This window comes from Mesorhizobium sp. WSM4989 (genome assembly GCF_029625795.1).
GTDB lineage: Bacteria > Pseudomonadota > Alphaproteobacteria > Rhizobiales > Rhizobiaceae > Mesorhizobium.
Genome location: NZ_JARTVN010000002.1, coordinates 1,212,217 through 1,234,929 on the forward strand (window position 1 = coordinate 1,212,217; position 22,713 = coordinate 1,234,929).

Genomic DNA, 22,713 nt, shown 5'->3' on the forward strand with positions numbered 1-22,713 from the left:
TCAGTTCCGTCGATAGAGTTCGGCGATCTCAGTCGCGCCGAGCCTTGTGAGGCAAGCGGCGGCAGTCTCGCCGGGATGCCGTGCGTTTCGGATCGCCGCCGCAATGCCGGCGACCCCGCGCGCGGCGTCATGGCCCGGCCTGTATCCGGCAGGAAGGGTCTTTGCCGTCCCGTCCACGACAAGTCCGGCTCCGTTTTCGTCACCGACCAGGGTGAGCCCCGCTGGGCCGGGATGGGCGCAGCCTTTGGCGCAGCCGGAAATGTGGAGGGTGAGGGAGGCATCGAAGAGATCGGGGCTTTCCGTTGCGATTTCTTCGGCGATGGCGCGGGTGGCGATGCGGCCGGAGGCGCAGGCGGGCGCTCCGGGGCAGGCGGCAATGCGGGTGCGCGGATCGGTGGGGGCGGTGATGAAGCCGAGGGCGGACGCGGAGGCTTGGAGAGAGGCGCTGGCGAATGGGGAGAGGTTGAGGAAAAGTAGGGTGCGGCCTGGGGCCATGCGGATTTCAGCCGAGCCCAGATCGGAGGCCCTGGCGGCGAGGTCGATGAGGTTCTGCGCCGGCATACTTCCGAAGGGCAGGCCGATGCCGAGGGCGTGGCTGCTGCTCAGGTCGAAGAGGCCGATGGGCGAATGCTGGCGCCCTACGGCGCCCCCCTCTGTCCTGCCGGACATATCCAGCAGGACAGAGGGGGGCGCGAAGGAATGCCAGCCTGCGAGAGAGGCCAACTGCCGCTCCGATAGATCCCTTGTGTGCGCCTCGCGGCCTTTCTCAGCGACCATCCTGAGCGCTGCGACGGCGATGTCGCGTGCCGCATCCGCGTCGACTGTCGCGAGCGGTCTTGCGTGGTGCGCGTCGCCCGGAACGGACATGCCCCATTTCACGCCAGCAGCAGTGTGCATTGCCTTCAACCGCACATCAGCTGTCACTGCGTCCAACGTCAACTGCCCGCCGCCGTCGACGACCACGGACACCTTCGGCCCCAACCGTCGAGTCAGCCCGGCCTCGTCAGCCGCCGCCCTGATCCGTTCCGCCAGCGGGCTCGGATCTGCAATCTCCTGCGGGTCGATACCCGCGAGCGGCCCGGTCTCCACCGGCACGCCCGTCCGCATGGCAATGCCCAGCGCATCCACTTCCGCCGCCAGCAGCCCAGCGCTGTCTGCGGTCAGGCCCCGGATCTGCAGGCTACCGCGAGCGGTCACTTCCATGATGCCGTTGCCGTGGCGCAAGGCGGATTCGCAAAGACCCATCAGCGACTTGGGTGCAAGCCCTCCAGCAACCGGATTGAGCCGCACCAGCAGGCCATCGCCGGTCTGCATCGGCGCAGACAAAGCAGGGCAGGCGCCACGGCGCGAGAAGGCGTTCATGCCGCCACCTCGCTTGCCTGCGACTCGGCGATCAAGGCCGTGAGATCGTCGTCGATGGAATTCCTGAGCGGATGCCAGAGACCGCGCCGCCGAGCGGCCAGGAATCGCTCGGCGATGACCTTCGCGGCGGCGGGATTTTCGCGCAGCAGGAAGGCTCGGACTTCCGCATCGCCGATATAGGCGTCGTGCACCGCCTCGATCAGCGCGCCCGATATGGCATGCGTGGTCTCGGCGAAGCCAACCAGGCGGTCGACCGTCTCGGCGAATTCCGAGGCGCCGCGGGGGCCGTGGCGCATCTGCCCGGCAATGAAGCGCGGATTGACGGCGCGGGCCCGCACCACGCGCGACACCGCTTCGCCGACCGATCGCGGCCTCGGCTTCTTAGGATCAGTCGTGTCGAGCACGATGACATCGGCATTCCTGCCAAGCGCGGCAAGTGCGGCCGAAAACCCGCCGATGAAGGCGACATCGGCCGAACCTTCGAGGATGTCGCGGCCCGGGTCGTCGCCGGTGTGGACAAGCAGGTCCGCCTCGGCGATGCGGCCCTCGAAGACGCCGGGCGCGGAGATGGCCTCACCTTCGGCGCCGCCATAGGCATGCGAGGTTGCTTCGAGATAGGCGCGGCCGATCTCTTCGCGCGCGCTCCATTCGCCGCGCGACAGCAATTCCTCGACCCCGGCGCCGTAAGTGCCGGGCGAGGTGCCGAAAATGCGCGGACCGATTTTGCCTTGGGCACGGGTCGCGGCGGCAAGCGGATTTTCCCAATCGTCCTCGTCGCGGCCGGCGACGGCGCTGGCCGCGGCGTCGATCAGCGCGATCTGGGTCGGGAACATATCGCGAAACAGGCCGGAGATGCGCCAGGTGACGTCGACGCGCGGGCGGCCGAGGGCGGCCGGCGGCATCACCTCGATGCCGGTGACGCGACCCGTGGCGGCATCCCATTGCGGCCGGCAGCCCATCAGCGCCAGGCCCTGCGCGATCTCCTCGCCGCCGGTGCGCAACGAGGCCGAGCCCCAGAGGTCGATGACCAGCGAGCGCGGCCAGTCGCCATGGCTCTGCATATAGCTGCGCACGACTTCTTCCGCCGCCGCCTGCCCGAGATCATAGGCCGTCGACGTCGGCATGGTGCGCGGATCGGAGGTGAAAAGGTTGCGGCCGGTGGGCAGCACGTCGGAACGACCGCGCGCCGGCGCGCCTGCCGGTCCGGCCTTGATGTGACGGCCGTCGAGCGCAGCGAGCAGGGCGTTTTTTTCGGTCTCGACGCTTTGGCGGCGCAGCGGATCGGCTTCGTCATCGGGCGCGCGGCCATAGACATGCAGCCCGTCCTTGACGGCAAAATCCTTGAGGTCGCACAGCCACGCGTCGATGCGGCGCAGCGCCTCGTCCGGCGCATCGGTTCCGGCAACTCCGGCTTCAGAAGCAAGGCCTGTCTTCTGCGCCGTTTCGACGATCAGCCTTGCAAGTCGGTCGCGGCGGCGGCGGTCGAGCCCGTCGGCTTGTGCGTATTCGTCGACCAGCCGCTCAAGCCTCTGTTGCGCCTCGTCGAGCCCGGCGCCGGTCAGCGGCGGCGGCAGGTGACCGAGCGTGACGGCCGAGATGCGGCGCTTGGCCTGCGCCGCCTCGCCGGGATTGGAGACGATGAAAGGATAGATGACGGGCAGAGAGCCGGTGACGATCTCAGGGAAGCAGTTGTCGGAGAGCGCGACCGTCTTGCCCGGCAGCCATTCCAGCGTGCCATGCGCGCCGACATGGACGATGGCGTGGACGCCGAGCGACTTTTGCAACCACAGGCCGAAGGCGATCAACTCGTGGCGCGGGGGAAGGGTCGGGTCATGGTAGTCGGCGCGGCGGTCTGCGGAGCGGCCACGGTCGGGGGCCAGCGCCACGGTGACGTTGCCGAAGGTGGCGGCGCGGAAGGGGAAGCTTGCGGAAGGAGGCCCTTGAACACCCCCCTCTGTCCTGCCGGACATCTCCCCCTCAAGGGGGGAGATTGGCAGTTTCGCTAACGGCGCTTCTCCTCCAGCGTTGATGATTGGCGAAAGCATCGATGCAGGCGCAATCTCCCCCCTAGAGGGGGAGATGTCCGGCAGGACAGAGGGGGGCGCATTGACGTGAGCTTTGTCGTTGGCTCTCCCCCACGCTGCCTCAACCGTGTCGCGTGCACCTTCGGGAAGCGCTGCCGAAAAGGCGAGATATTCCTGTAAGGTGAGACCAAGTCCACCCACCTCCAACACATCCAGCAGCCCGCGTGGCGATTGTGGAATCCCATCAACCGCATAGCCCTGTTCCTTGAGGTCGTGCAGCATGGCGAGCACACTCGACGGAACGTCGAGGCCGACGGCATAGCCTGTACGTCCGGGCGCGCTTGGATAATCCGGAATCAGGATCGCCAGCTTGCGTTCCGCCCGCTGCGTCCGTTGAAGGCGGAGGAAGGCGGCGATGCGGGCGGCGACCTGGGCGACGCGATCCGCCTCGGGACGGTTGGCGAAGGCGCGGAAGGCCAGCGCCGGATCGGTGTCAATCTCGCCCTTGAAGGAAATCGCGCCGGCGAGGATACGGCCATCGAGCTCGGGCAGCACGACATGCATGGCAAGGTCGGCGGGCGCCAGGCCGCGCTGGTTTTTCTCCCAGACTTCGCGCCGCGTCGTGGCGACGATGACCTGGAACACGGGCACGCCGGCACGGTCGAAGAGCGTTTCGGCACCCGGCTCGGCACCGGAGGCGAAGGCGGTTGCAGTGACGATCGCGGACGGGTTCAGCGAGGCGATGGCGGTTTCGACGAAAGCCAGCGATACCGGGTCCTTGAGGCTCGAAACAAAGATCGGCATTGGCGTCATGCCCTGCGAGCGAAGGGCATCTGCGAGTGCATCGATTGGCGCGACGTCCGCGGCAAGCAGCATCGAGCGGTAGAAGAGGATGGGGATGACGGGGGCACCGACGCTGTCGATGTTGAGCTCCGCCACACCCCCCTCTCTCCTGCCGGACAGAGGGAGGTGTGACGGATCGCCGACGTTCAAGAAGACTGATTTCGCGACAGCTCCGATTCCTGGTTGATAGTACCCTGCCTTCGGCACGCTCACCGGCTCGGCCACGGCCGTATCCGACCCGGCGAGCCTTGCCAGTCTTTGCACCAGCGCGCTCATGTTCGCCGGGCCGCCTTCGCGGAAATAGCCGAGCAGGGCGTCGAGTTCGGCGCGCGGCAGGGTCGAGGCTTCGATCAGCCGCTGGTCCTCGTCATGGCTTCCGCCCGGCAGCAGCGCCAGCTTGATGCCGCGCTCGCGTGCGACCGCGGCGAGCTGCTCGGAGCCATAGCGCCACCAGTCGTAGCCGCCCAGGATGCGGACGAGGACCACCTTGGCGTGACGGGCAACGCTGTCGATCCAGAGGTCCACCGACATCGGATGGCGGAGATCGCGAAGTGCTGCCAGCCGCATCGACGGCAGCCGCGCGGCGTCGGCCTTCCACGCAGCGGCGAGGCCGGCGAGATCGCTGTCGGTGAAGGACAGGGCCACGACATCCGCGGGCGTCTGCCTGAGGTCGATCGGCTCGGCGAGATCGTCGAGCGAGGCGGATGTCGTGGTGAGGATGTGCATCGCGGTTCGGTCTTGCCTCAGCCGGCGAGGATACGCTCGATCGCCGGGCGGTTCAGCCCCTTGAGGCCGATGACGACGAGCCGCGATCGGCGGTCGTCGTCCGGCGTCCAGGCGCGGTCGTAATAATGGTTGACGCGCGGGCCGACGGCCTGGAGCAGCAGCCGCATCGGCTTGCCGCCCACCTCGACAAAGCCTTTGACGCGCAGAACGTTTTCCTGCTCGGCGGCGAGGGCGACGCGCTTGGCCAGCTCGTCCGGACTGGCGATGGACGGGATATCGATGACGAAGGAGTCGAAATCGTCATGCTCATGGTCGAGCTCGTCGTCGTGATGGGTCTTGCGGTTCTCGATGTCGTCCTCGACCGCGAGACCAAGACCGAGCAGCACGGAGGGATCGACCTTGCCCTGCGCGGTCGGCACGACCTTGACGGCGCGCGCCACATGCTCGCCGATGACGGCATTGGCGCGGACTGAGCCCGCCGCGTCCATCAGATCGCTCTTCGACAGGATGATGAGGTCGGCGCAGGCGATCTGGTCCTCGAACACCTCTTCGACCGGATCGTCGTGGTCGAGGGAATCGTCGGCGGCGCGCTGCGCCTGCAGGGCGTCCATGTCGGAGGCGACGCGGCCGTCGGCCAGCGCCGGACCGTCCACCACGGCGATGACGCCATCGACGGTGACGCGGCTCTTCACCGTCGGCCAGTGGAAGGCCTGGACGAGCGGCTTCGGCAAAGCGAGGCCGGAGGTTTCGATCAGGATGTGGTCGACCTTCGGCGTGCGCGACAGGATCTGGTCGAGCGCCGGCACGAAATCGTCGGCGACGGTGCAGCAGATGCAGCCATTGGCGAGCTCGACGATATTTTCCTCTGGGCAGGTGTCGATGCCGCAGCCTTTCAGGATCTCGCCGTCGATGCCGACATCGCCGAATTCGTTGACGATGATCGCCAGCCGCTTGCCCTTGGCGTTTTCGAGCAGGTTGCGGATCAGCGTGGTCTTGCCGGCGCCGAGAAAGCCGGTGACGACAGTGCAGGGAACACGGGAGAGGGATGCGGTCATGTCAGTCCTTCAGCAGGTCGAGGGGAGGGAGGCGGGCAACCAGGCCGCGCTTGAGGGAATCGGGCCGGCCTCGCCAGGGGATGAGGCCGTCGGTCGAGGTGGCAAAGAGCTTTGCGCCGGTGACGAGGTCGGCGCCGCTGGTCGTTTCCAGATCACCGAAGACATAGCTCCAGCAGCCGTCGCGCAGCAGCGCCGCGCTCAGGCGGCGTTTGCAATTGCCGAGACACTCGACGATGCGGATGCGGATTTTCTCGTCCGGCGCGGCGCGGCGCGCGTCTTCGGCAAGGAGGGCGCCGGCGCGCGGATGCGCGTCCGAACCGGTCTCATCGCGGCAGGAGGAGCAGACGATGACGGTCACTTCCGATAGCGCGTCGCGGGGTTCGGACGAAGTGTCCGCGGTATTAGCCGGAAAACTGACGTTGCGATCCAAAACCAGGCTCCTTGCCCGGAAAACCCGCCGAGCGATCGGATTCTCATGTCTCAGACGGCAGGTCTCCTGGCTCGCGGGTCGTCGCCTTACGCCGCCTTCCCGGGAAACATCCCAGTGGTTTTCGGCTGAGGCTCGTCGCTCACAGTTGCGGGGACAGCCGCGGATTTGGGTTTTCCCGCACCGCATTCCCTCTTGGCTCCTCCCCTTGCCGGGAGGAGACCGTCTGCGGCGGATTTAGGCTTAGAGGTGCTGGCATGTCAACGCGCGGCTACGACACCGAAATGTCGGCCAACGCCGGCCCAAGGTCGCCGGCCGGCGTCACCTCGATGGTTTCCAAGCCGAGCCATGCCTGCATCTGTTTCAACTCATCGAAGAGCTGTGCGGCCGTTTCGGCGGGAGCGCCGGCTTCGGCAAAAGCCGCATGGACGCGCAGCACGCCGGCCGGCCGGTCAGCTCTCAAATCGACCCGGGCAACGATCCGGTCGCCGAGCAGGAAAGGCAGCACGTAGTAGCCGTACTGGCGCTTCTCGGCCGGCGTGTAGATCTCGATGCGGTAGCGGAAGCCGAAGAGTTTTTCCGTCCGGGTGCGTTCGAATACCACCGGATCGAAGGGCGCGAGCAGGGCGCGGGCCTCGATCCGGCGCGGAAAGCGGGCGTCCTTGTGGAGATAGGCGGGCTTGTCCCAGCCTTCGACCTTCACCGGCAGCAGTTCGCCCATCTCGACCAGTTCCTCGATTCTGGCTCTCGTATCGCCAGGCGCCAGGCGGAAATAGTCACGCAGATCGCCATAGGTTGCGATGCCATGGGCGCGGGCGGAAATGCGCAGCAATTGGCGATGCGCGTCCTCGACCGAGGGCACCGGCAGGTCGAGGATGGCCTGCGGCAGAACCCGCTCGGGCAGGTCGTAATAGCGCTCGAATCCTCGCCGGTAGGCGGTGGTGATGCGCCCGGCCCAGAACAGCCATTCGAAAGCGTGCTTGGCCTCGCTCCAGCCCCACCATCCGCCATTGCCCTTGTGGCCTTCGATGTCGGAGGCGGCGATCGGCCCGCGTTCCGCGACTTGCCCGTAGATCTCCTCGATCATCGCCTTGCGCTCGCGGCCCCATTTGGCGAGGCCGAGATACATTTCCTCGCCTTTCTCGGCCCGCTGCATGCGCCAGCGCATCAACGGATAGGTCTCGACGGGCAGGAAGGAAGCCTCATGGGCCCAGTATTCGAAGACGGTTCGCTTGCGCGTGACGGCCGCGTTGTCGAGCAGCGCAAGGGGGTAGGGGCCGAGGCGCGAATAGAGCGGCATATAGTGGGCGCGCACCACGGCGCTGACGGAATCGATCTGCAGCAGGCCAGTTCGGGAAAGCACACGGGCGAGATGGCGACGATCGGGCGTGCCGGCCGGCCGCGCATCGGTAAAACCCTGCGCGCCGAGCGCAATGCGCCTTGCTGCGGCGAGCGAGATCTTTTCTTTCATCCAGCTACCTTGCCCTGATCCTTTGCCGGGGTTTCCAGTCGGTGATTCCGGCCATGCTAGCAGGCAAATGGCGGGAGATATGTCAGGATAGAAAAGTGGAGTAAAAGATGAAGGAAATCAAACAGGAGCGGATCGGACCAGTTTGTTCCGATATGGCGTCCAGGGCCGGATTTTGAACAAGGTTTGACTTGCGTCGCCGAAACCGCTGCGCTAACCCTCGCCGCGTCGCAGCATAGGCCACCTAAAACGGTTCAGCGGGTTAAACTGTCACGCTTCCGCCTTAGAGTCCGTTGCTGTAATCAAAGTGAACTGGCCGCCGAAGGAAAGTCGCCGCATGAGCGCACTCCTAAGTTCGTATCTGCCCATCGTGCTCTTCATCGCAGTGGCGATGGTCGTCGGCCTGGCGCTGATCGTTGCGCCGTTCCTGGTTGCCTACCGCAATCCCGATCCGGAAAAGCTTTCCGCCTATGAATGCGGGTTCAACTCATTCGACGACGCCCGCATGAAGTTCGACATCCGCTTCTACCTGGTGTCGATCCTGTTCATCATCTTCGATCTCGAGGTCGCCTTCCTGTTCCCGTGGGCGGTGTCCTTCGCCAAGCTCGGCATGCTCGGCTTCTGGTCGATGATGGTGTTCCTGGCGGTGCTGACCATCGGCTTTGCCTATGAATGGAAAAAAGGAGCGCTAGAATGGGATTGAACGACAGTTCAGGCACCCTCGTCGCGCCGAAGCCCAAGGGCATCATCGATCCCAACACCGGCAGGCCGGTGGGGGAGGACGATCCCTTCTTCCTCGAGATCAATAATGAGCTGGCCGACAAGGGCTTCCTTGTCACCTCGACCGAGGCGCTGATCACTTGGGCGCGCAGCGGCTCGCTGATGTTCATGACCTTCGGTCTCGCCTGCTGCGCGGTCGAGATGATCCACACCTCGATGCCGCGCTATGACTCGGAGAGGTTCGGCGTCGCGCCGCGCGCGTCTCCGCGCCAGTCCGATATCATGATCGTCGCGGGCACACTGACCAACAAGATGGCGCCGGCGCTGCGCAAGGTCTACGACCAGATGCCGGAGCCGCGCTACGTCATCTCGATGGGTTCGTGCGCCAATGGCGGCGGCTATTATCACTATTCCTATTCGGTGGTGCGCGGCTGCGACCGCATCGTGCCGGTCGACATCTATGTCCCCGGCTGCCCGCCGAGCGCCGAAGCGCTGCTCTACGGCATTCTCCTGTTGCAGAAGAAGATCCGCCGCACCGGCACGATCGAACGGTGAACCAATGGCCTTGGCGTTGCACGAACTCTCCACCTATCTCGGCGAGAAGCTCTCCGGCCGCATCGGCGAAACGGTGCTTGCTTATGGCGAACTGACGGTTTGCGTCGAGCCGGGCAACCTGACCGAGGTCGCGACCCTCCTGCGCGACGACCCGCGCTGCCAGTTCGTCTCGATCATCGACATTTGCGGCGCCGACTATCCGTCGCGTGCCAAGCGCTTCGACGTCGTCTACCACCTGTTGTCGCCGAAGCAGAACGTCCGCATCCGCCTCAAGGTCCAGGCCGACGAGGAGACGCTGGTGCCGTCGCTGACCGGCGTCTATCCCGGCGCCGACTGGTTCGAGCGCGAGACCTATGATCTCTACGGCGTGCTCTTCTCCGGCCATCCGGACCTGCGCCGCATCCTCACCGACTACGGCTTTGAAGGGCATCCCCTGCGCAAGGACTTCCCGCTGACCGGCTTCGTCGAGGTTCGCTACGACGACGAGGCCAAGCGAGTCATCTATGAGCCGGTGGAATTGAAGCAGGAATTTAGAAACTTTGACTTTTTGAGCCCATGGGAGGGAACGGATTACGTCCTTCCGGGCGATGAAAAGGCGAAGCCAAATTGAGGCGCCACAATGGCTGAAACCTCCGTCCGCAATTTTAACATTAACTTTGGGCCTCAACACCCTGCTGCGCACGGCGTTTTGCGTCTCGTGCTGGAGCTGGACGGCGAGGTGGTCGATCGCGTCGATCCGCATATCGGCCTGCTGCATCGCGGTACCGAGAAGCTGATCGAGGCCAAGACCTATCTGCAGGCGGTGCCCTATCTCGATCGGCTCGACTATTGCGCGCCGATGAACCAGGAGCATGCCTTCGCGCTCGCGGCCGAGCGCCTGCTCGGCATCGAGGTGCCGAAGCGCGGCCAGCTGATCCGCGTGCTCTATTCCGAAATGGGCCGCATCATGTCGCACATCCTCAATGTGACGACGCAGGCGATGGACGTCGGCGCGCTGACGCCGCCTCTGTGGGGCTTCGTCGAGCGCGAGAAGCTGATGGTGTTTTATGAGCGCGCCTCCGGCTCGCGCATGCATGCGGCCTACTTCCGGCCAGGCGGCGTGCATCAGGACCTGCCGCAGAAGCTGATCGAGGATATCGGCAAGTGGATCGATCCGTTCCTGAAGTCGGTCGACGACCTTGATGCCTTGCTCACCGGCAACCGTATCTTCAAGCAGCGCAATGTCGACATCGGCACGGTGTCGCTCGCCGACGCCTGGGCCTGGGGTTTTTCGGGCGTGATGGTGCGCGGCTCGGGCGCGGCCTGGGACCTGCGCAAGGCGCAGCCTTATGAATGCTATTCCGAGATGGATTTCGACATCCCGATCGGCAAGAACGGCGACTGCTACGACCGTTATCTCGTGCGCATGGAAGAGATGCGCCAGTCGGCCAAGATCATGCGCCAGTGCGTCGAACTTCTGCTCGGCAAGGAGAGCGCCGGACCGGTGTCGAACCTCGACGGCAAGGTGGTGCCGCCGAAGCGCGCGGCGATGAAGCGCTCGATGGAAGCGCTCATCCATCATTTCAAGCTCTATACCGAGGGCTATCGCGTGCCGGCCGGCGAGGTCTATGCGGCTGTCGAGGCGCCGAAGGGCGAGTTCGGCGTCTATCTCGTCTCCGACGGCACCAACAAGCCCTATCGCTGCAAGCTGCGCGCGCCGGGTTTTGCGCATCTGCAGGCCATGGATTTCCTGTGCCGCGGCCACATGCTGGCCGACGTCACCGCCGTGCTTGGCTCCCTCGACATCGTGTTTGGTGAGGTCGATCGCTAAATGTCAGTCCGCCGTCTCGCAGATGCCAGCGTCCAGCCAGCCTCCTTCGCCTTCAACGAGGCGAACGCCGCGGCGGCGCAGCAGTGGATCGCCAAATATCCGAAGGGACGCGAGCAGTCGGCCATCATCCCATTGCTCATGATCGCTCAGGAACAGGAAGGCTGGGTGACGAAAGCGGCGATCGAGACGATCTCGGATATGCTCGGCATGCCGCGCATCCGCGGCCTCGAGGTCGCCACCTTCTACACGCAGTACCAGCTCAATCCGGTCGGCACCCGCGCCCATATCCAGGTCTGCGGCACCACGCCCTGCATGCTGCGCGGCTCGGAAGCGCTGATGGATGTGTGCCGGTCTAAGATCCATCACGACCAGTTCCATACCAACGACAGGGGCACGCTGTCGTGGGAGGAAGTCGAATGCCTCGGCGCCTGCGTCAACGCGCCGATGGTCATGATCTTCAAGGACACGTTCGAAGACCTGACGCCGGAGCGCCTTGCCGAGATCATCGATCTCTATGAAGCCGGCAAAGGCGCCGAGGTGAAGCCCGGTCCGCAGAACGGCCGCATCGGTTCGGAGCCGGCCACGGGCCTGACGACGCTGAAGAGCGAGAAGGCAATCCTGAAATCCACCCGCGACAAGGAAGCCAAGGCCGCCGCGAAGGCAGCCAGACAAGCCGCTGCCGCAGCGCCGGCTACTGCATCCGCCGCCGTCGTCTCGCAGGTGCCTGCCGCGCCGCCCTCGGCCCCTGTCGGGCCATCGAAATCCGGCAAGCCGAAAACCGACGCGCCCGAAACCAGTCCGGCACTAAGGACACCGTCGCCGGTCAAGGTTTCGCCCGCCATCGAGAAGGCGGCCAGCGTCAGGGCGCCGCGCCACTCCGCAGCCAATGCCAACCAGGCTTCTCCGGAAGTCGAGGCGGTTTCGAAGCCGCGCAGCGGGCCGAAGGCCAAGGCCGAGCCGGCGTCCGCCTTCAAGTCGCCGGAAGCGAAGCAGCCTGCGACCAAGACGGCCAAGCCTTCGCTCGAGGACAAGAACCGCCCGGCCGGGATCGCGCGTCCGGCAACGGTCGACGATCTGAAGCTGATCTCCGGTGTCGGTCCGAAGATCGAAGGCGTCCTGCATTCGCTTGGCATTTATACTTTCGCGCAGGTCTCTGCGTGGAGGAAGGCCGAGCGCGAATGGGTCGACGGCTATCTCAATTTCCGCGGCCGTATCGAGCGCGACGACTGGGTGAAGCAGGCCAAGGCGCTCGCCAAGGGCGGCGTCGCCGAGTACATCCGCGTCTTCGGCAAGAAGCCGGTCTGAGGGACGAACAATGCTTCAGGACAAAGACCGCATCTTCACCAACATCTACGGCCTCTTCGACAAGTCGCTGGCCGGAGCGCAGGCGCGCGGCATGTGGGACGATACACCCGGCCTGATCGCCAAGGGACGCGACTGGATCATCAACGAAATGAAGGCAAGCGGCCTGCGCGGCCGTGGCGGCGCCGGCTTCCCGACCGGCCTGAAATGGTCGTTCATGCCCAAGCAGAGCGATGGCCGGCCGAGCTATCTCGTCATCAATGCCGACGAATCCGAGCCCGGCACCTGCAAGGACCGTGACATTCTGCGCAACGATCCGCATACGCTGGTCGAGGGCGCGCTGGTCGCCGGTTTCGCCATGGGCGCGGTCGCTGCTTACATCTATGTGCGCGGCGAGTTCATCCGCGAGCGCGAGGCGCTGCAGCGCGCCATCGACGAGGCTTATGCGGCCAAGCTCATTGGCAAGAACAACACCTCCGGCTACGACTTCGACGTCTATATGCACCACGGCGCCGGCGCCTATATTTGCGGCGAGGAGACGGCGCTGCTCGAAAGCCTCGAGGGCAAGAAGGGCCAGCCGCGGCTAAAGCCGCCGTTCCCGGCCAATGTCGGCCTTTATGGCTGCCCGACCACGGTCAACAACGTCGAATCCATCGCCGTCGCGCCGACGATCCTGCGCCGGGGTGCTGCCTGGTTCTCGTCCTTCGGCCGGCCGAACAATGCCGGGACCAAGCTCTTCTGCGTGTCCGGCCACGTCAACAATCCGTGCACCTTCGAAGAGGCGATGTCGATCCCGTTCCGCGAACTGATCGAGACGCATTGCGGCGGCATTCGCGGCGGCTGGGACAATCTGCTCGCGGTCATCCCGGGGGGCGCTTCGGTGCCGCTGGTGCCGGCCGAGCAGATCATCGACGCGCCGATGGATTTCGATGCGCTGCGCGACCTCAAATCCGGCCTCGGCACGGCGGCCGTCATCGTCATGGACAAGTCGACCGATATCGTGAAGGCGATCGCCAGGCTTTCCTACTTCTACAAGCATGAGAGCTGCGGCCAGTGCACGCCGTGCCGCGAAGGCACCGGCTGGATGTGGCGGGTGATGGAAAGGCTGGTGCGCGGCGAAGCGCAGAAGCGCGAGATCGACATGCTGCTCGATGTCACCAAGCAGGTGGAAGGTCACACGATCTGCGCGCTGGGCGATGCCGCGGCCTGGCCGATCCAGGGCCTGATGCGGCATTTCCGTGGCGAGGTGGAGCGCCGCATCGACGAGTTTTCGCGCAACGCGCACCGGGTCGAGCCGGTGATGGCGGCGGCGGAATAGATTTGCAAGACGGGCATTGCCCGGGACGGAAAGCAGGGGCGGGGCGTACGAAGAAACGACCAGGAGATGTCTATGGCGCCGTATTCGATAGCCTACCCGCTGATGCCTTATTTGGACGAACTCGAGAAGATGAACCCGGACCTGACCAAGATGATGCCGAGGGAGATGGCCAGCGCCGTCAACCTGATGGCGCATCCTGTCGCGGGCGTGGCTGCACTATCGGCGGTAGGCATCGGTTTCGCCAACCATGCCCTGGGTGTCTGGATGGGCGCGTTCTCCGGCGCCGTCGAAGCCTCGCAGCGCATGCTCCAGCCGTTCCTCGACGATCTCGAGGCGCGGACCGAAGCCGCCAACAATTCGTCCAAGGCGCGCAAGGCGACCGAGACCCTGATCGCCGAGGCGCAGACCTTCGCCAGGGATGTGACCGACATCGCGGCGAACGCCAGCGCTGAGAAGGCGCTCGACGCGAGAGGCGACACGGTAGCCGGAACGGCCGCGACCGGTCTGATGCCGGAAGATTTCAGGCAGCCCAAGGCGATCGACAAGCCGGCAAAGCCGTCCGACCTGAAGGCGATATCGGGCATCGGGCCGAAGCTGGAGAAGGTGCTGAATGGTCTTGGCATCTGGTCCTACGACCAGATCGCTGCCTGGACCGCGGAAGAGATCGCCTGGGTCGAGGATTACCTGTCGCTCGCCGGCCGCGTCGGCCGCGACGACTGGACTGGCCAAGCGGCGGCGCTGGCCGCCAAGTAGTGAGATGAAATGCCGGGCGCAGTCGCGCCCCGGAACGAAAGATTGCGGGAAATCCGCGAGGGTTTGAGGCGAATGGCAAAGCTCAAGGTCGACGGGAAAGAGATCACGGTACCCGACCATTACACGCTGCTGCAGGCGGCCGAGGACGCCGGCGCGGAAGTGCCGCGCTTCTGCTTCCATGAGCGGTTGTCCATCGCCGGCAATTGCCGCATGTGCCTGATCGAGGTGAAGGGTGGCCCGCCCAAGCCGCAGGCCTCCTGCGCCATGGGCGTGCGCGACCTGCGCCCCGGCCCGAATGGCGAAGCGCCGGAAATCTTCACCAACACGCCGATGGTCAAGAAGGCCCGCGAAGGCGTGATGGAGTTCCTGCTGATCAACCATCCGCTGGATTGCCCGATCTGCGACCAGGGCGGCGAGTGCGACCTGCAGGACCAGGCGATGGCCTTCGGCGTCGACTCCTCGCGCTACCATGAGAACAAGCGGGCGGTCGAAGACAAGTATATCGGTCCGCTGGTCAAGACGGTGATGAACCGCTGCATCCACTGCACGCGCTGCGTCCGCTTCACCACCGAGGTCGCCGGCATCTCCGAACTCGGCCTGATCGGCCGCGGCGAGGATGCCGAGATCACCACCTATCTCGAACAGGCGATGACCTCCGAGCTCCAGGGCAACGTCATCGACCTTTGCCCGGTCGGCGCGCTGACCTCCAAGCCGTTCGCCTTCCAGGCGCGGCCGTGGGAGCTGACCAAGACGGAGTCGATCGACGTCATGGACGCCGTCGGCTCGGCGATCCGCGTCGATAGCCGCGGCCGCGAGGTGATGCGCATCCTGCCGCGCGTCAACGAGGCCGTGAACGAGGAGTGGATCTCGGACAAGACGCGCTTCATCTGGGATGGCCTGCGCACCCAGCGCCTCGATCGTCCCTACGTTCGCAAGAACGGCAAGCTTGCTCCGGCAAGCTGGGCGGAAGCCTTCGCGGCGATCAAGGACGAGGTGTCGAAGACCGCCGCTGAGCGCGTCGGTGCGATCGCCGGCGACCTCGCCGCGGTCGAGGAAATCTATGCGCTCAAGCTTTTGATGGCGGCGCTCGGCTCCAAGAACATCGACTGCCGCCAGGACGGCGCCGCGCTCGATCCGTCGCTCGGCCGCGCGAGCTACATCTTCAATCCGACCATAGAAGGCATCGAGCAGGCCGACGCGGTGCTGATCGTCGGCGCCAATCCGCGCTTCGAGGCCTCCGTGCTCAACGCCCGCATCCGCAAGCGCTGGCGCGTCGGCAACCTGCCGATCGGCGTCATCGGCGAGATCGGCGACACGCGCTATGACTACGAGCTCATCGGCGCCGGCCCAGAATCCTTGAAGGACTTGGCCGACGGCAACGGCAAGTTCTTCGAGGTGCTGAAGAATGCAGCGCATCCGCTGATCATCGTCGGCCAGGGCGCCCTGGCGCGCTCGGACGGCGCGGCAGTGCTCGGCCAGGCGGCAAGGCTGGCGACGACCGTCAATGCCGTCACGGCCGAGTGGAACGGCTTCGCGGTGCTGCACAACGCGGCGGCCAGAGTCGGCGGGCTCGACGTCGGCTTCGTGCCGGGCGAGGGCGGCAAGAATGTCGCCGGCATGCTGGGCGCGACGGATCTCCTGTTCCTGCTTGGCGCCGACGAGATCGACATGGCCAAGACCGGCGGCGCCTTCGTCGTCTATATCGGCACGCATGGCGATGCGGGCGCGCACCGCGCCAATGTCATCCTGCCGGCTGCTGCCTACACCGAAAAGTCCGGCACCTATGTGAACACGGAAGGCCGCGTGCAGCAGACCAACCGCGCCGGTTTCGCCCCGGGCGAAGCGCGCGAGGACTGGGCGATCCTGCGGGCGCTGTCGGATGTGCTCGGCAAGAAGCTGCCGTTCGATTCGCTGGCGCAGCTGCGCGCGAAGCTCTATGGCGAATACCCCCATCTTGCCCGCGTCGATCATGTCGCGGCGGGCAGCGCCGACGGCGTTGCCAGGGCGGCGAAGCTCGGCGGACGCTTGAACAAGGGCACCTTCACCTCGCCGGTGAAGGACTTCTATCTCACCAACCCGATCGCGCGGGCCTCGGCCGTGATGGCTGAGTGCTCGGCGCTGGCCAAGAGCGGCTTCAAGCAGGCGGCGGAATAAGCATGGACACCTTCTTTTCCTTCTACGTGCTGCCGGCGCTGCTGATCCTGTTGAAGTCGGTCGTGCTGATCGTCGTTCTTTTGATCTTTGTGGCTTACGTGCTTTATGCCGACCGCAAGATCTGGGCTGCGGTGCAGCTGCGCCGCGGCCCGAACGTGGTCGGTCCCTGGGGCACGCTGCAGGCCTTCGCCGACCTTTTGAAATTCGTCTTCAAGGAGCCGGTGATCCCGTCGGGCGCCAACAAGGGCGTCTTCCTGCTGGCGCCGCTGGTCTCAGCCGTGCTCGCGATCTCGGCCTGGGCGGTCATTCCGGTCAATCAAGGCTGGGCTATTGCTAACATCAATGTCGGCATCCTTTATGTTTTCGCCATCTCCTCGCTCGAGGTCTACGGCGTGATCATGGGCGGCTGGGCGTCGAACTCGAAATATCCGTTCCTGGGCGCGCTGCGCTCAGCCGCGCAGATGGTGTCCTACGAGGTGTCGATCGGCTTCGTCATCGTCACCGTGCTGCTTTGCGTCGGCTCGCTCAACCTCTCCGACATCGTGCTCTCGCAGCAGGATGGCCTCGGCACCAAGCTCGGCCTGCCCAACACCTTCCTCGACTGGCACTGGCTGTCGCTGTTCCCGATGTTCATCGTGTTCTTCATCTCGGCGCTGGCCGAGACGAACCGTCCGCCCTTCGATCTGGTGGAAGCGGAATCGGAACTCGTCGCCGGACACATGGTCGAATATTCGTCGACGCCGTTCCTGCTCTTCTTCCTGGGCGAGTACGTCGCCGTCGTCCTGATGTGCGCGCTGGCCACCATCCTGTTCCTCGGCGGCTGGCTGCCACCGTTCGATTTCGCGCCCTTCACCTGGGTGCCGGGCCTGATCTGGTTCGTGCTCAAGGTCTGCCTGGTGTTCTTCATGTTTTCGATGGTGAAGGCGTTTGTGCCGCGCTACCGCTATGATCAGCTGATGCGGCTAGGCTGGAAGGTCTTCCTGCCGATCTCGCTGTTCATGGTCGTCGCCACCGCGGCCTTCCTCAAGATCACGGGGTTTGCGTGATGTCCGCTCTTGCCCAAGCCGCAAAGGCCCTGTTGCTGAAGGATTTCGTCAGCGCCTTCTTCCTGTCGATGCGCCAGTTCGTTGCGCCGAAGGAGACGATCAACTATCCGCACGAGAAGGGACCGACCAGCCCGCGCTTCCGCGGCGAGCACGCGCTACGCCGCTACCCCAATGGGGAGGAGCGCTGCATCGCCTGCAAGCTTTGCGAGGCGATCTGTCCGGCACAGGCGATCACCATCGAAGCCGGCCCGCGCCGCAACGACGGTACGCGGCGCACCGTGCGCTACGATATCGACATGGTGAAGTGCATCTATTGCGGCTTCTGCCAGGAAGCCTGCCCGGTCGACGCCATCGTCGAGGGGCCGAATTTCGAATTCGCGACCGAGACGCGCGAGGAGCTTTACTACAACAAGGAAAAGCTGCTCGCGAACGGCGATCGCTGGGAGCGTGAGCTGGCGCGCAACATCGCGTTGGACGCGCCCTATCGCTGACATTTGACGCATGGACGGGGCGAGGGCCTCGTCCAAAGGATGGTCCCCGAAAAGTTGCAGACTTTCGGACCAGATCATCCTCCGGAATGAAAAGAGTGTCGCATGTTTCTTTCGATCGGGTCTTTCAACCCGATCGGAACATGCGATAGGAACACGCAACTTTGCCAGCCGGAGGCGGCGGCGACATCGAGCAGGGGCGCTGAGCCAGTGTTCGGACAGGAACCCGAGGGAACCCCATGCTGAGTGGACTAGAGGCGGTCTTTTTCTACCTCTTCGCCTTTATCGCCGTGGCGTCGGCTTTCATGGTCATTTCGTCGCGCAACCCCGTGCATTCCGTGCTGTTCCTGATCCTCACCTTCTTCAATGCCGCTGGCCTGTTCATGCTGACCGGCGCCGAGTTCCTGGCGATGATCCTGCTCGTCGTCTATGTCGGCGCGGTGATGGTGCTGTTCCTGTTCGTCGTCATGATGCTCGACGTCGACTTCGCGGAGATGAAGCAGGGCGCGCTGCAATATGCGCCGATCGGCGCGCTGGTCGGGCTGATCCTGGCGGCGGAGCTGATCGTCGTGCTCGGCGGCTACAGCTTCGCGCCGCAGCTTGCCTCGACGGTGGCCAAGGCAACGCCGGACCTCGCCGCGCGCTCCAACACGGCGGCGCTCGGCGACATCCTCTACACGGACTATCTCTATTATTTCCAGATCGCCGGCCTCGTGCTTCTGGTCGCCATGATCGGTGCCATCGTGCTGACGCTGCGCCACAAGGAAGGCGTCAAGCGGCAGTCGATCGCCGCCCAGGTCGGCCGCACGCCGGCAACGGGCATGGAAATCCGCAAGGTCAAGTCGGGCGAGGGTATCTGAGATGGTCGTCGGCATCGCGCATTATCTGACCGTATCGGCGATCCTGTTCACGCTCGGCGTGTTCGGCATCTTTTTGAACCGCCGCAACATCATCGTCATCCTGATGTCGATCGAGCTGATCCTGCTCGCGGTCAACATCAACTTCGTCGCCTTCTCGGCGGCGCTGCATGACCTCGTAGGGCAGGTATTCGCCCTGTTCGTGCTGACGGTCGCCGCGGCGGAAGCCGCGATCGGACTTGCCATTCTTGTCGTCTTCTTCCGCAACCGCGGCTCGATAGCGGTCGAAGACGTGAACCAGATGAAGGGTTGACGGGAACAACCATGTACCAGGCCATCGTCTTCCTTCCGCTGCTCGGCTTCCTGATTGTCGGTCTGTTCGGCAATTCGCTCGGCGCCAAGGCATCCGAATACATCACTTCCGGCTTCCTGGTGATCGCGGCGGTGCTGTCGTGGATCGCCTTCTTCACCGTCGGCTTCGGCCATGGCGAAGTGTTCACCGTGCCGGTGCTGCGCTGGATCCAGGCGGGCGGGCTCGACGTCGCCTGGGCGCTCAGGATCGACACACTGACGGTGGTGATGCTGGTCGTCGTCAACACCGTGTCGGCGCTGGTCCATATCTATTCGATCGGCTACATGCACCACGATCCGAACCGGCCGCGCTTCTTCGCCTATCTGTCGCTGTTCACCTTCGCGATGCTGATGCTGGTGACGGCCGACAATCTGGTGCAGATGTTCTTCGGCTGGGAAGGCGTCGGCCTCGCCTCCTATCTGCTGATCGGCTTCTGGTACAAGAAGCCCTCCGCCAACGCCGCTGCGATCAAGGCCTTCGTCGTCAACCGCGTCGGCGACTTCGGCTTCGCGCTCGGCATTTTCGGCGTCTTCGTGCTGTTCGGCTCGGTCAATCTCGGCACAGTCTTTGCCAACGCAGCCTCCTTCCTTCCGGCCGAAGGCGCGCCGGAGGGGGCCGCGGTGCTTACCTTCCTCGGCCATGCGCTCGACAAGCACACGGCGCTGACGGTGGTCTGCCTGCTGCTGTTCATGGGCGCCATGGGCAAGTCGGCGCAGGTGCCGCTGCACACCTGGCTGCCCGACGCCATGGAAGGCCCGACGCCCGTCTCGGCGCTGATCCATGCCGCGACCATGGTGACGGCCGGCGTGTTCATGCTGGCGAGGCTCTCGCCGCTGTTCGAGCTGTCGCATTCGGCGCTGACCGTCGTCACCTTCATCGGCGCCTTCACCGCCTTCTTCGCGGCCACCGTCGGCCTTGTCCAGAACGACATCAAGCGCGTCATCGCCTATTCGACCTGCTCGCAGCTCGGCTACATGTTCGTGGCGCTTGGCGTCGGCGCCTATGGCGCGGCGATCTTCCATCTGTTCACGCATGCCTTCTTCAAGGCGCTGCTCTTCCTCGGCTCGGGCTCGGTCATCCACGCCGTCTCCGACGAGCAGGACATGCGCCTGATGGGCGGGTTGAGGACGCTCATCCCCAAGACCTACTGGATGATGGTGATCGGCACCCTGGCGCTGACCGGCGTCGGCATCCCGGCGACGGTGATCGGCACCGCCGGCTTCTTCTCCAAGGACGCCATCATCGAAGCGTCCTTTGCCAGCCACAACGCGGTCGCGGGCTTTGCCTTCGTGCTGCTCGTGATCGCCGCCGCCTTCACAAGCTTCTATTCCTGGCGACTGATCTTCATGACCTTCCACGGCGAGCCGCGCGCCAGCCACGAGGTCATGCATCACGTGCATGAATCGCCGCCGGTGATGCTGGTGCCGCTCTACGTGCTGGCTGCCGGCGCGCTGTTTGCCGGCATCATCTTCGACGGCGCCTTCATCGGCGAGGGCTATGCCGAGTTCTGGAAGGCCTCGCTGTTCACGCTGCCGGACAACCACATCCTGCACGAGATCCACGAATTGCCGTTGTGGGTGGAACTGGCTCCGTTCATCGCCATGGTCATCGGCTTTGCGGTCGCGTGGAAGTTCTACATCCGCTCGCCGGAACTGCCCCGGAGCGTCGCCGCCAACCATCGCCTGCTCTACGGCTTCCTGCTCAACAAATGGTATTTCGACGAGCTCTACGACTTCCTTTTCGTGCGGCCGGCGAAGCGCCTCGGCCGGTTCCTATGGAAGACGGGTGACGGCGCCATCATCGATGGGCTCGGCCCCGACGGCATCTCGGCGCGCGTCGTCGACGTCACCAACCGCGTCGTCAAATTGCAGACCGGCTACCTCTACCACTATGCCTTCGCCATGCTGATCGGCGTGGCCGCTCTCGTCACCTGGATGATGCTCTGATGACCGACTGGCCAATCCTCTCGCTGGTCACCTTCCTGCCGCTGGTTGGTGTTCTGCTCATTCTGCCGATCAGCGACGACAGCGAAAACGCGCGCCGCAACATCCGCTCGATCGCCTTCATCACGACGGCGTTCACCTTCGTGGTGTCGCTGTTCATCTGGAAGGGCTTCGATAATTCGCAGGCCGGCTTCCAGTTCGTCGAGAAGCACGCCTGGCTGGATTCGGGCATCTCCTACCATATGGGCGTCGACGGCATCTCGATGCTGTTCGTCATCCTGACCACCTTCCTGATGCCGCTCTGCATCCTGGCCTCGTGGGATGCGATCGAGAAGCGCGTCAAGGCCTACATGATCGCCTTCCTGATCCTCGAGACGCTGATGATCGGCGTGTTCTGCGCGCTCGACATTGTTCTCTTCTACGTCTTCTTCGAGGGCGGCCTGATCCCGATGTTCATCATCATCGGTGTCTGGGGCGGCAAGCGGCGCGTCTATGCCTCGTTCAAGTTCTTCCTTTATACGCTTGCCGGCTCGGTGCTGATGCTGCTCGCCATCATGGCGATGTTCTTCCAGTCCGGCACGACCGACATCACCACGCTGCTGACGCATAACTTCCCGGCCAACATGCAGACCTGGCTGTGGCTCGCCTTCTTCGCCTCCTTCGCGGTGAAGATGCCGATGTGGCCGGTGCACACCTGGCTGCCCGACGCGCATGTCGAGGCGCCGACGGCGGGTTCGGTCATCCTGGCCGGCATCCTGTTGAAGATGGGCGGATACGGCTTCCTGCGCTTCTCGCTGCCGATGTTCCCGCTGGCGTCGGAGATGTTCGCGCCGCTGATCTTCACGCTCTCGGTCGTCGCCATCATCTACACCTCGCTGGTGGCGCTGATGCAGGAGGACATGAAGAAGCTCATCGCCTATTCGTCGGTCGCCCATATGGGCTTCGTCACCATGGGCATCTTCGCGATGAATCAGGAGGGCGTGCAGGGCGCGATGTTCCAGATGCTCAGCCATGGGCTCGTCTCCGGCGCGCTGTTCCTGTGCGTCGGCGTCATCTATGACCGCATGCATACGCGCGAAATCGACGCCTATGGCGGGCTGGTCAACAACATGCCGAAATACGCGACCGCGTTCATGATCTTCACCATGGCCAATGTCGGCCTGCCGGGCACCAGCGGCTTCGTCGGCGAGTTCCTGACCATGCTCGGCGTGTTTCGGGTCAACACCTGGGTGGCGTTCTTCGCCGCTACCGGCGTGATCCTGTCGGCAGCCTATGCGCTCTGGCTCTACCGCCGCGTGATCTTCGGCGCGCTGACCAAGGAGAGCCTGAAGAACCTGCTCGATCTGTCGACGCGCGAGAAGGCGATCATCTACCCGCTGGTGGTGCTGGTGATCTTCTTCGGCGTCTATCCGGCGCCTGTGTTCGATGCCACCACGCAGTCGGTCAAGGCGCTCGTCACCAACGTCACCGCATCCATCAATTCCGCGCAGACCGCGGCGGCGAACTGACC

19 protein-coding genes and 1 riboswitch are annotated in these 22,713 nt (G+C 64.6%); of the genes, 14 read left to right on the forward strand and 5 right to left on the reverse strand.

Going from position 1 to position 22,713, the window contains the following annotated elements; translation table 11 throughout:
* The 5 genes from cobG to P9217_RS18560 all read right to left on the reverse strand — a co-directional run bounded on the left by cobG (position 1) and on the right by P9217_RS18560 (position 7,908).
* Positions 1 to 1,362, reverse strand: a complete 1,362-nt coding sequence (gene cobG / locus P9217_RS18540; RefSeq protein ID WP_278087807.1) for a precorrin-3B synthase — start codon at positions 1,360 to 1,362, stop codon at positions 1 to 3.
* Positions 1,359 to 4,955, reverse strand: coding sequence for a cobaltochelatase subunit CobN (gene cobN / locus P9217_RS18545; protein ID WP_278087806.1), 3,597 nt, complete (start codon positions 4,953 to 4,955; stop codon positions 1,359 to 1,361). Before cobN ends, cobG begins: the two co-directional genes overlap by 4 nt.
* Positions 4,956 to 4,972: 17 nt before the next feature.
* Positions 4,973 to 6,010 carry a cobalamin biosynthesis protein CobW gene (gene cobW, locus P9217_RS18550; protein WP_278053631.1) on the reverse strand — a complete coding sequence of 346 codons (1,038 nt, stop codon included), beginning with the start codon at positions 6,008 to 6,010 and terminating at the stop codon, positions 4,973 to 4,975.
* A 1-nt stretch (position 6,011) separates the two neighbouring features.
* Positions 6,012 to 6,440 (reverse strand): DUF1636 family protein, encoded by a 429-nt coding sequence (locus P9217_RS18555; protein ID WP_278087805.1) that lies wholly within the window; start codon positions 6,438 to 6,440, stop codon positions 6,012 to 6,014.
* 38 nt (positions 6,441 to 6,478) lie between these two features.
* A riboswitch (cobalamin riboswitch) is annotated at positions 6,479 to 6,679 on the reverse strand.
* A gap of 29 nt (positions 6,680 to 6,708) precedes the next feature.
* Positions 6,709 to 7,908: a winged helix-turn-helix domain-containing protein gene (locus P9217_RS18560; RefSeq protein WP_278053633.1), complete on the reverse strand. Its 1,200-nt coding sequence runs from the start codon at positions 7,906 to 7,908 to the stop codon at positions 6,709 to 6,711.
* Between the two features lie 334 nt (positions 7,909 to 8,242).
* On the opposite strand from P9217_RS18560, the gene P9217_RS18565 reads away from it, so the two are divergent.
* The 14 genes from P9217_RS18565 to P9217_RS18630 all read left to right on the forward strand — a co-directional run bounded on the left by P9217_RS18565 (position 8,243) and on the right by P9217_RS18630 (position 22,711).
* Positions 8,243 to 8,608: an NADH-quinone oxidoreductase subunit A gene (locus tag P9217_RS18565; protein WP_127240923.1), complete on the forward strand. Its 366-nt coding sequence runs from the start codon at positions 8,243 to 8,245 to the stop codon at positions 8,606 to 8,608.
* Positions 8,599 to 9,180: an NADH-quinone oxidoreductase subunit B gene (locus P9217_RS18570; protein WP_013531090.1), complete on the forward strand. Its 582-nt coding sequence runs from the start codon at positions 8,599 to 8,601 to the stop codon at positions 9,178 to 9,180. Before P9217_RS18565 ends, P9217_RS18570 begins: the two co-directional genes overlap by 10 nt.
* Positions 9,181 to 9,184: 4 nt before the next feature.
* Positions 9,185 to 9,790, forward strand: a complete 606-nt coding sequence (locus P9217_RS18575) for an NADH-quinone oxidoreductase subunit C (RefSeq protein WP_278053635.1) — start codon at positions 9,185 to 9,187, stop codon at positions 9,788 to 9,790.
* Positions 9,791 to 9,799: 9 nt separating this feature from the next.
* Positions 9,800 to 10,990 (forward strand): NADH-quinone oxidoreductase subunit D, encoded by a 1,191-nt coding sequence (locus tag P9217_RS18580; protein ID WP_278087804.1) that lies wholly within the window; start codon positions 9,800 to 9,802, stop codon positions 10,988 to 10,990.
* The gene (locus P9217_RS18585) at positions 10,991 to 12,295 is read left to right on the forward strand and encodes an NADH-quinone oxidoreductase subunit E (protein ID WP_278087803.1); all 1,305 of its coding nucleotides are present in this window, start codon (positions 10,991 to 10,993) and stop codon (positions 12,293 to 12,295) included.
* A 10-nt stretch (positions 12,296 to 12,305) separates the two neighbouring features.
* Positions 12,306 to 13,610 carry an NADH-quinone oxidoreductase subunit NuoF gene (gene nuoF / locus P9217_RS18590; protein WP_066998771.1) on the forward strand — a complete coding sequence of 435 codons (1,305 nt, stop codon included), beginning with the start codon at positions 12,306 to 12,308 and terminating at the stop codon, positions 13,608 to 13,610.
* A 72-nt stretch (positions 13,611 to 13,682) separates the two neighbouring features.
* On the forward strand, positions 13,683 to 14,363 hold the full coding sequence (locus P9217_RS18595; protein ID WP_067329173.1) for an NADH-ubiquinone dehydrogenase: 681 nt from the start codon (positions 13,683 to 13,685) through the stop codon (positions 14,361 to 14,363).
* Positions 14,364 to 14,435: 72 nt separating this feature from the next.
* Positions 14,436 to 16,517: an NADH-quinone oxidoreductase subunit NuoG gene (nuoG, locus tag P9217_RS18600; RefSeq protein WP_278087802.1), complete on the forward strand. Its 2,082-nt coding sequence runs from the start codon at positions 14,436 to 14,438 to the stop codon at positions 16,515 to 16,517.
* 2 nt (positions 16,518 to 16,519) lie between these two features.
* Positions 16,520 to 17,563, forward strand: coding sequence for an NADH-quinone oxidoreductase subunit NuoH (nuoH, locus tag P9217_RS18605; protein ID WP_066998780.1), 1,044 nt, complete (start codon positions 16,520 to 16,522; stop codon positions 17,561 to 17,563).
* Positions 17,563 to 18,054, forward strand: coding sequence for an NADH-quinone oxidoreductase subunit NuoI (gene nuoI / locus P9217_RS18610; RefSeq protein WP_066998784.1), 492 nt, complete (start codon positions 17,563 to 17,565; stop codon positions 18,052 to 18,054). Before nuoH ends, nuoI begins: the two co-directional genes overlap by 1 nt.
* A gap of 236 nt (positions 18,055 to 18,290) precedes the next feature.
* Positions 18,291 to 18,911, forward strand: coding sequence for an NADH-quinone oxidoreductase subunit J (locus P9217_RS18615; RefSeq protein WP_066998787.1), 621 nt, complete (start codon positions 18,291 to 18,293; stop codon positions 18,909 to 18,911).
* Between the two features lies 1 nt (position 18,912).
* On the forward strand, positions 18,913 to 19,221 hold the full coding sequence (gene nuoK, locus P9217_RS18620; protein WP_066998791.1) for an NADH-quinone oxidoreductase subunit NuoK: 309 nt from the start codon (positions 18,913 to 18,915) through the stop codon (positions 19,219 to 19,221).
* A gap of 11 nt (positions 19,222 to 19,232) precedes the next feature.
* Complete coding sequence (gene nuoL, locus P9217_RS18625; protein ID WP_278087801.1) at positions 19,233 to 21,206, forward strand: NADH-quinone oxidoreductase subunit L; 1,974 nt, start codon at positions 19,233 to 19,235, stop codon at positions 21,204 to 21,206.
* A complete protein-coding gene (locus P9217_RS18630; protein WP_095826201.1) occupies positions 21,206 to 22,711 on the forward strand; it encodes an NADH-quinone oxidoreductase subunit M in 1,506 nt (501 codons plus the stop codon). The genes nuoL and P9217_RS18630 overlap by 1 nt, the downstream gene beginning before the upstream one ends.
* Positions 22,712 to 22,713: the final 2 nt, after the last annotated feature.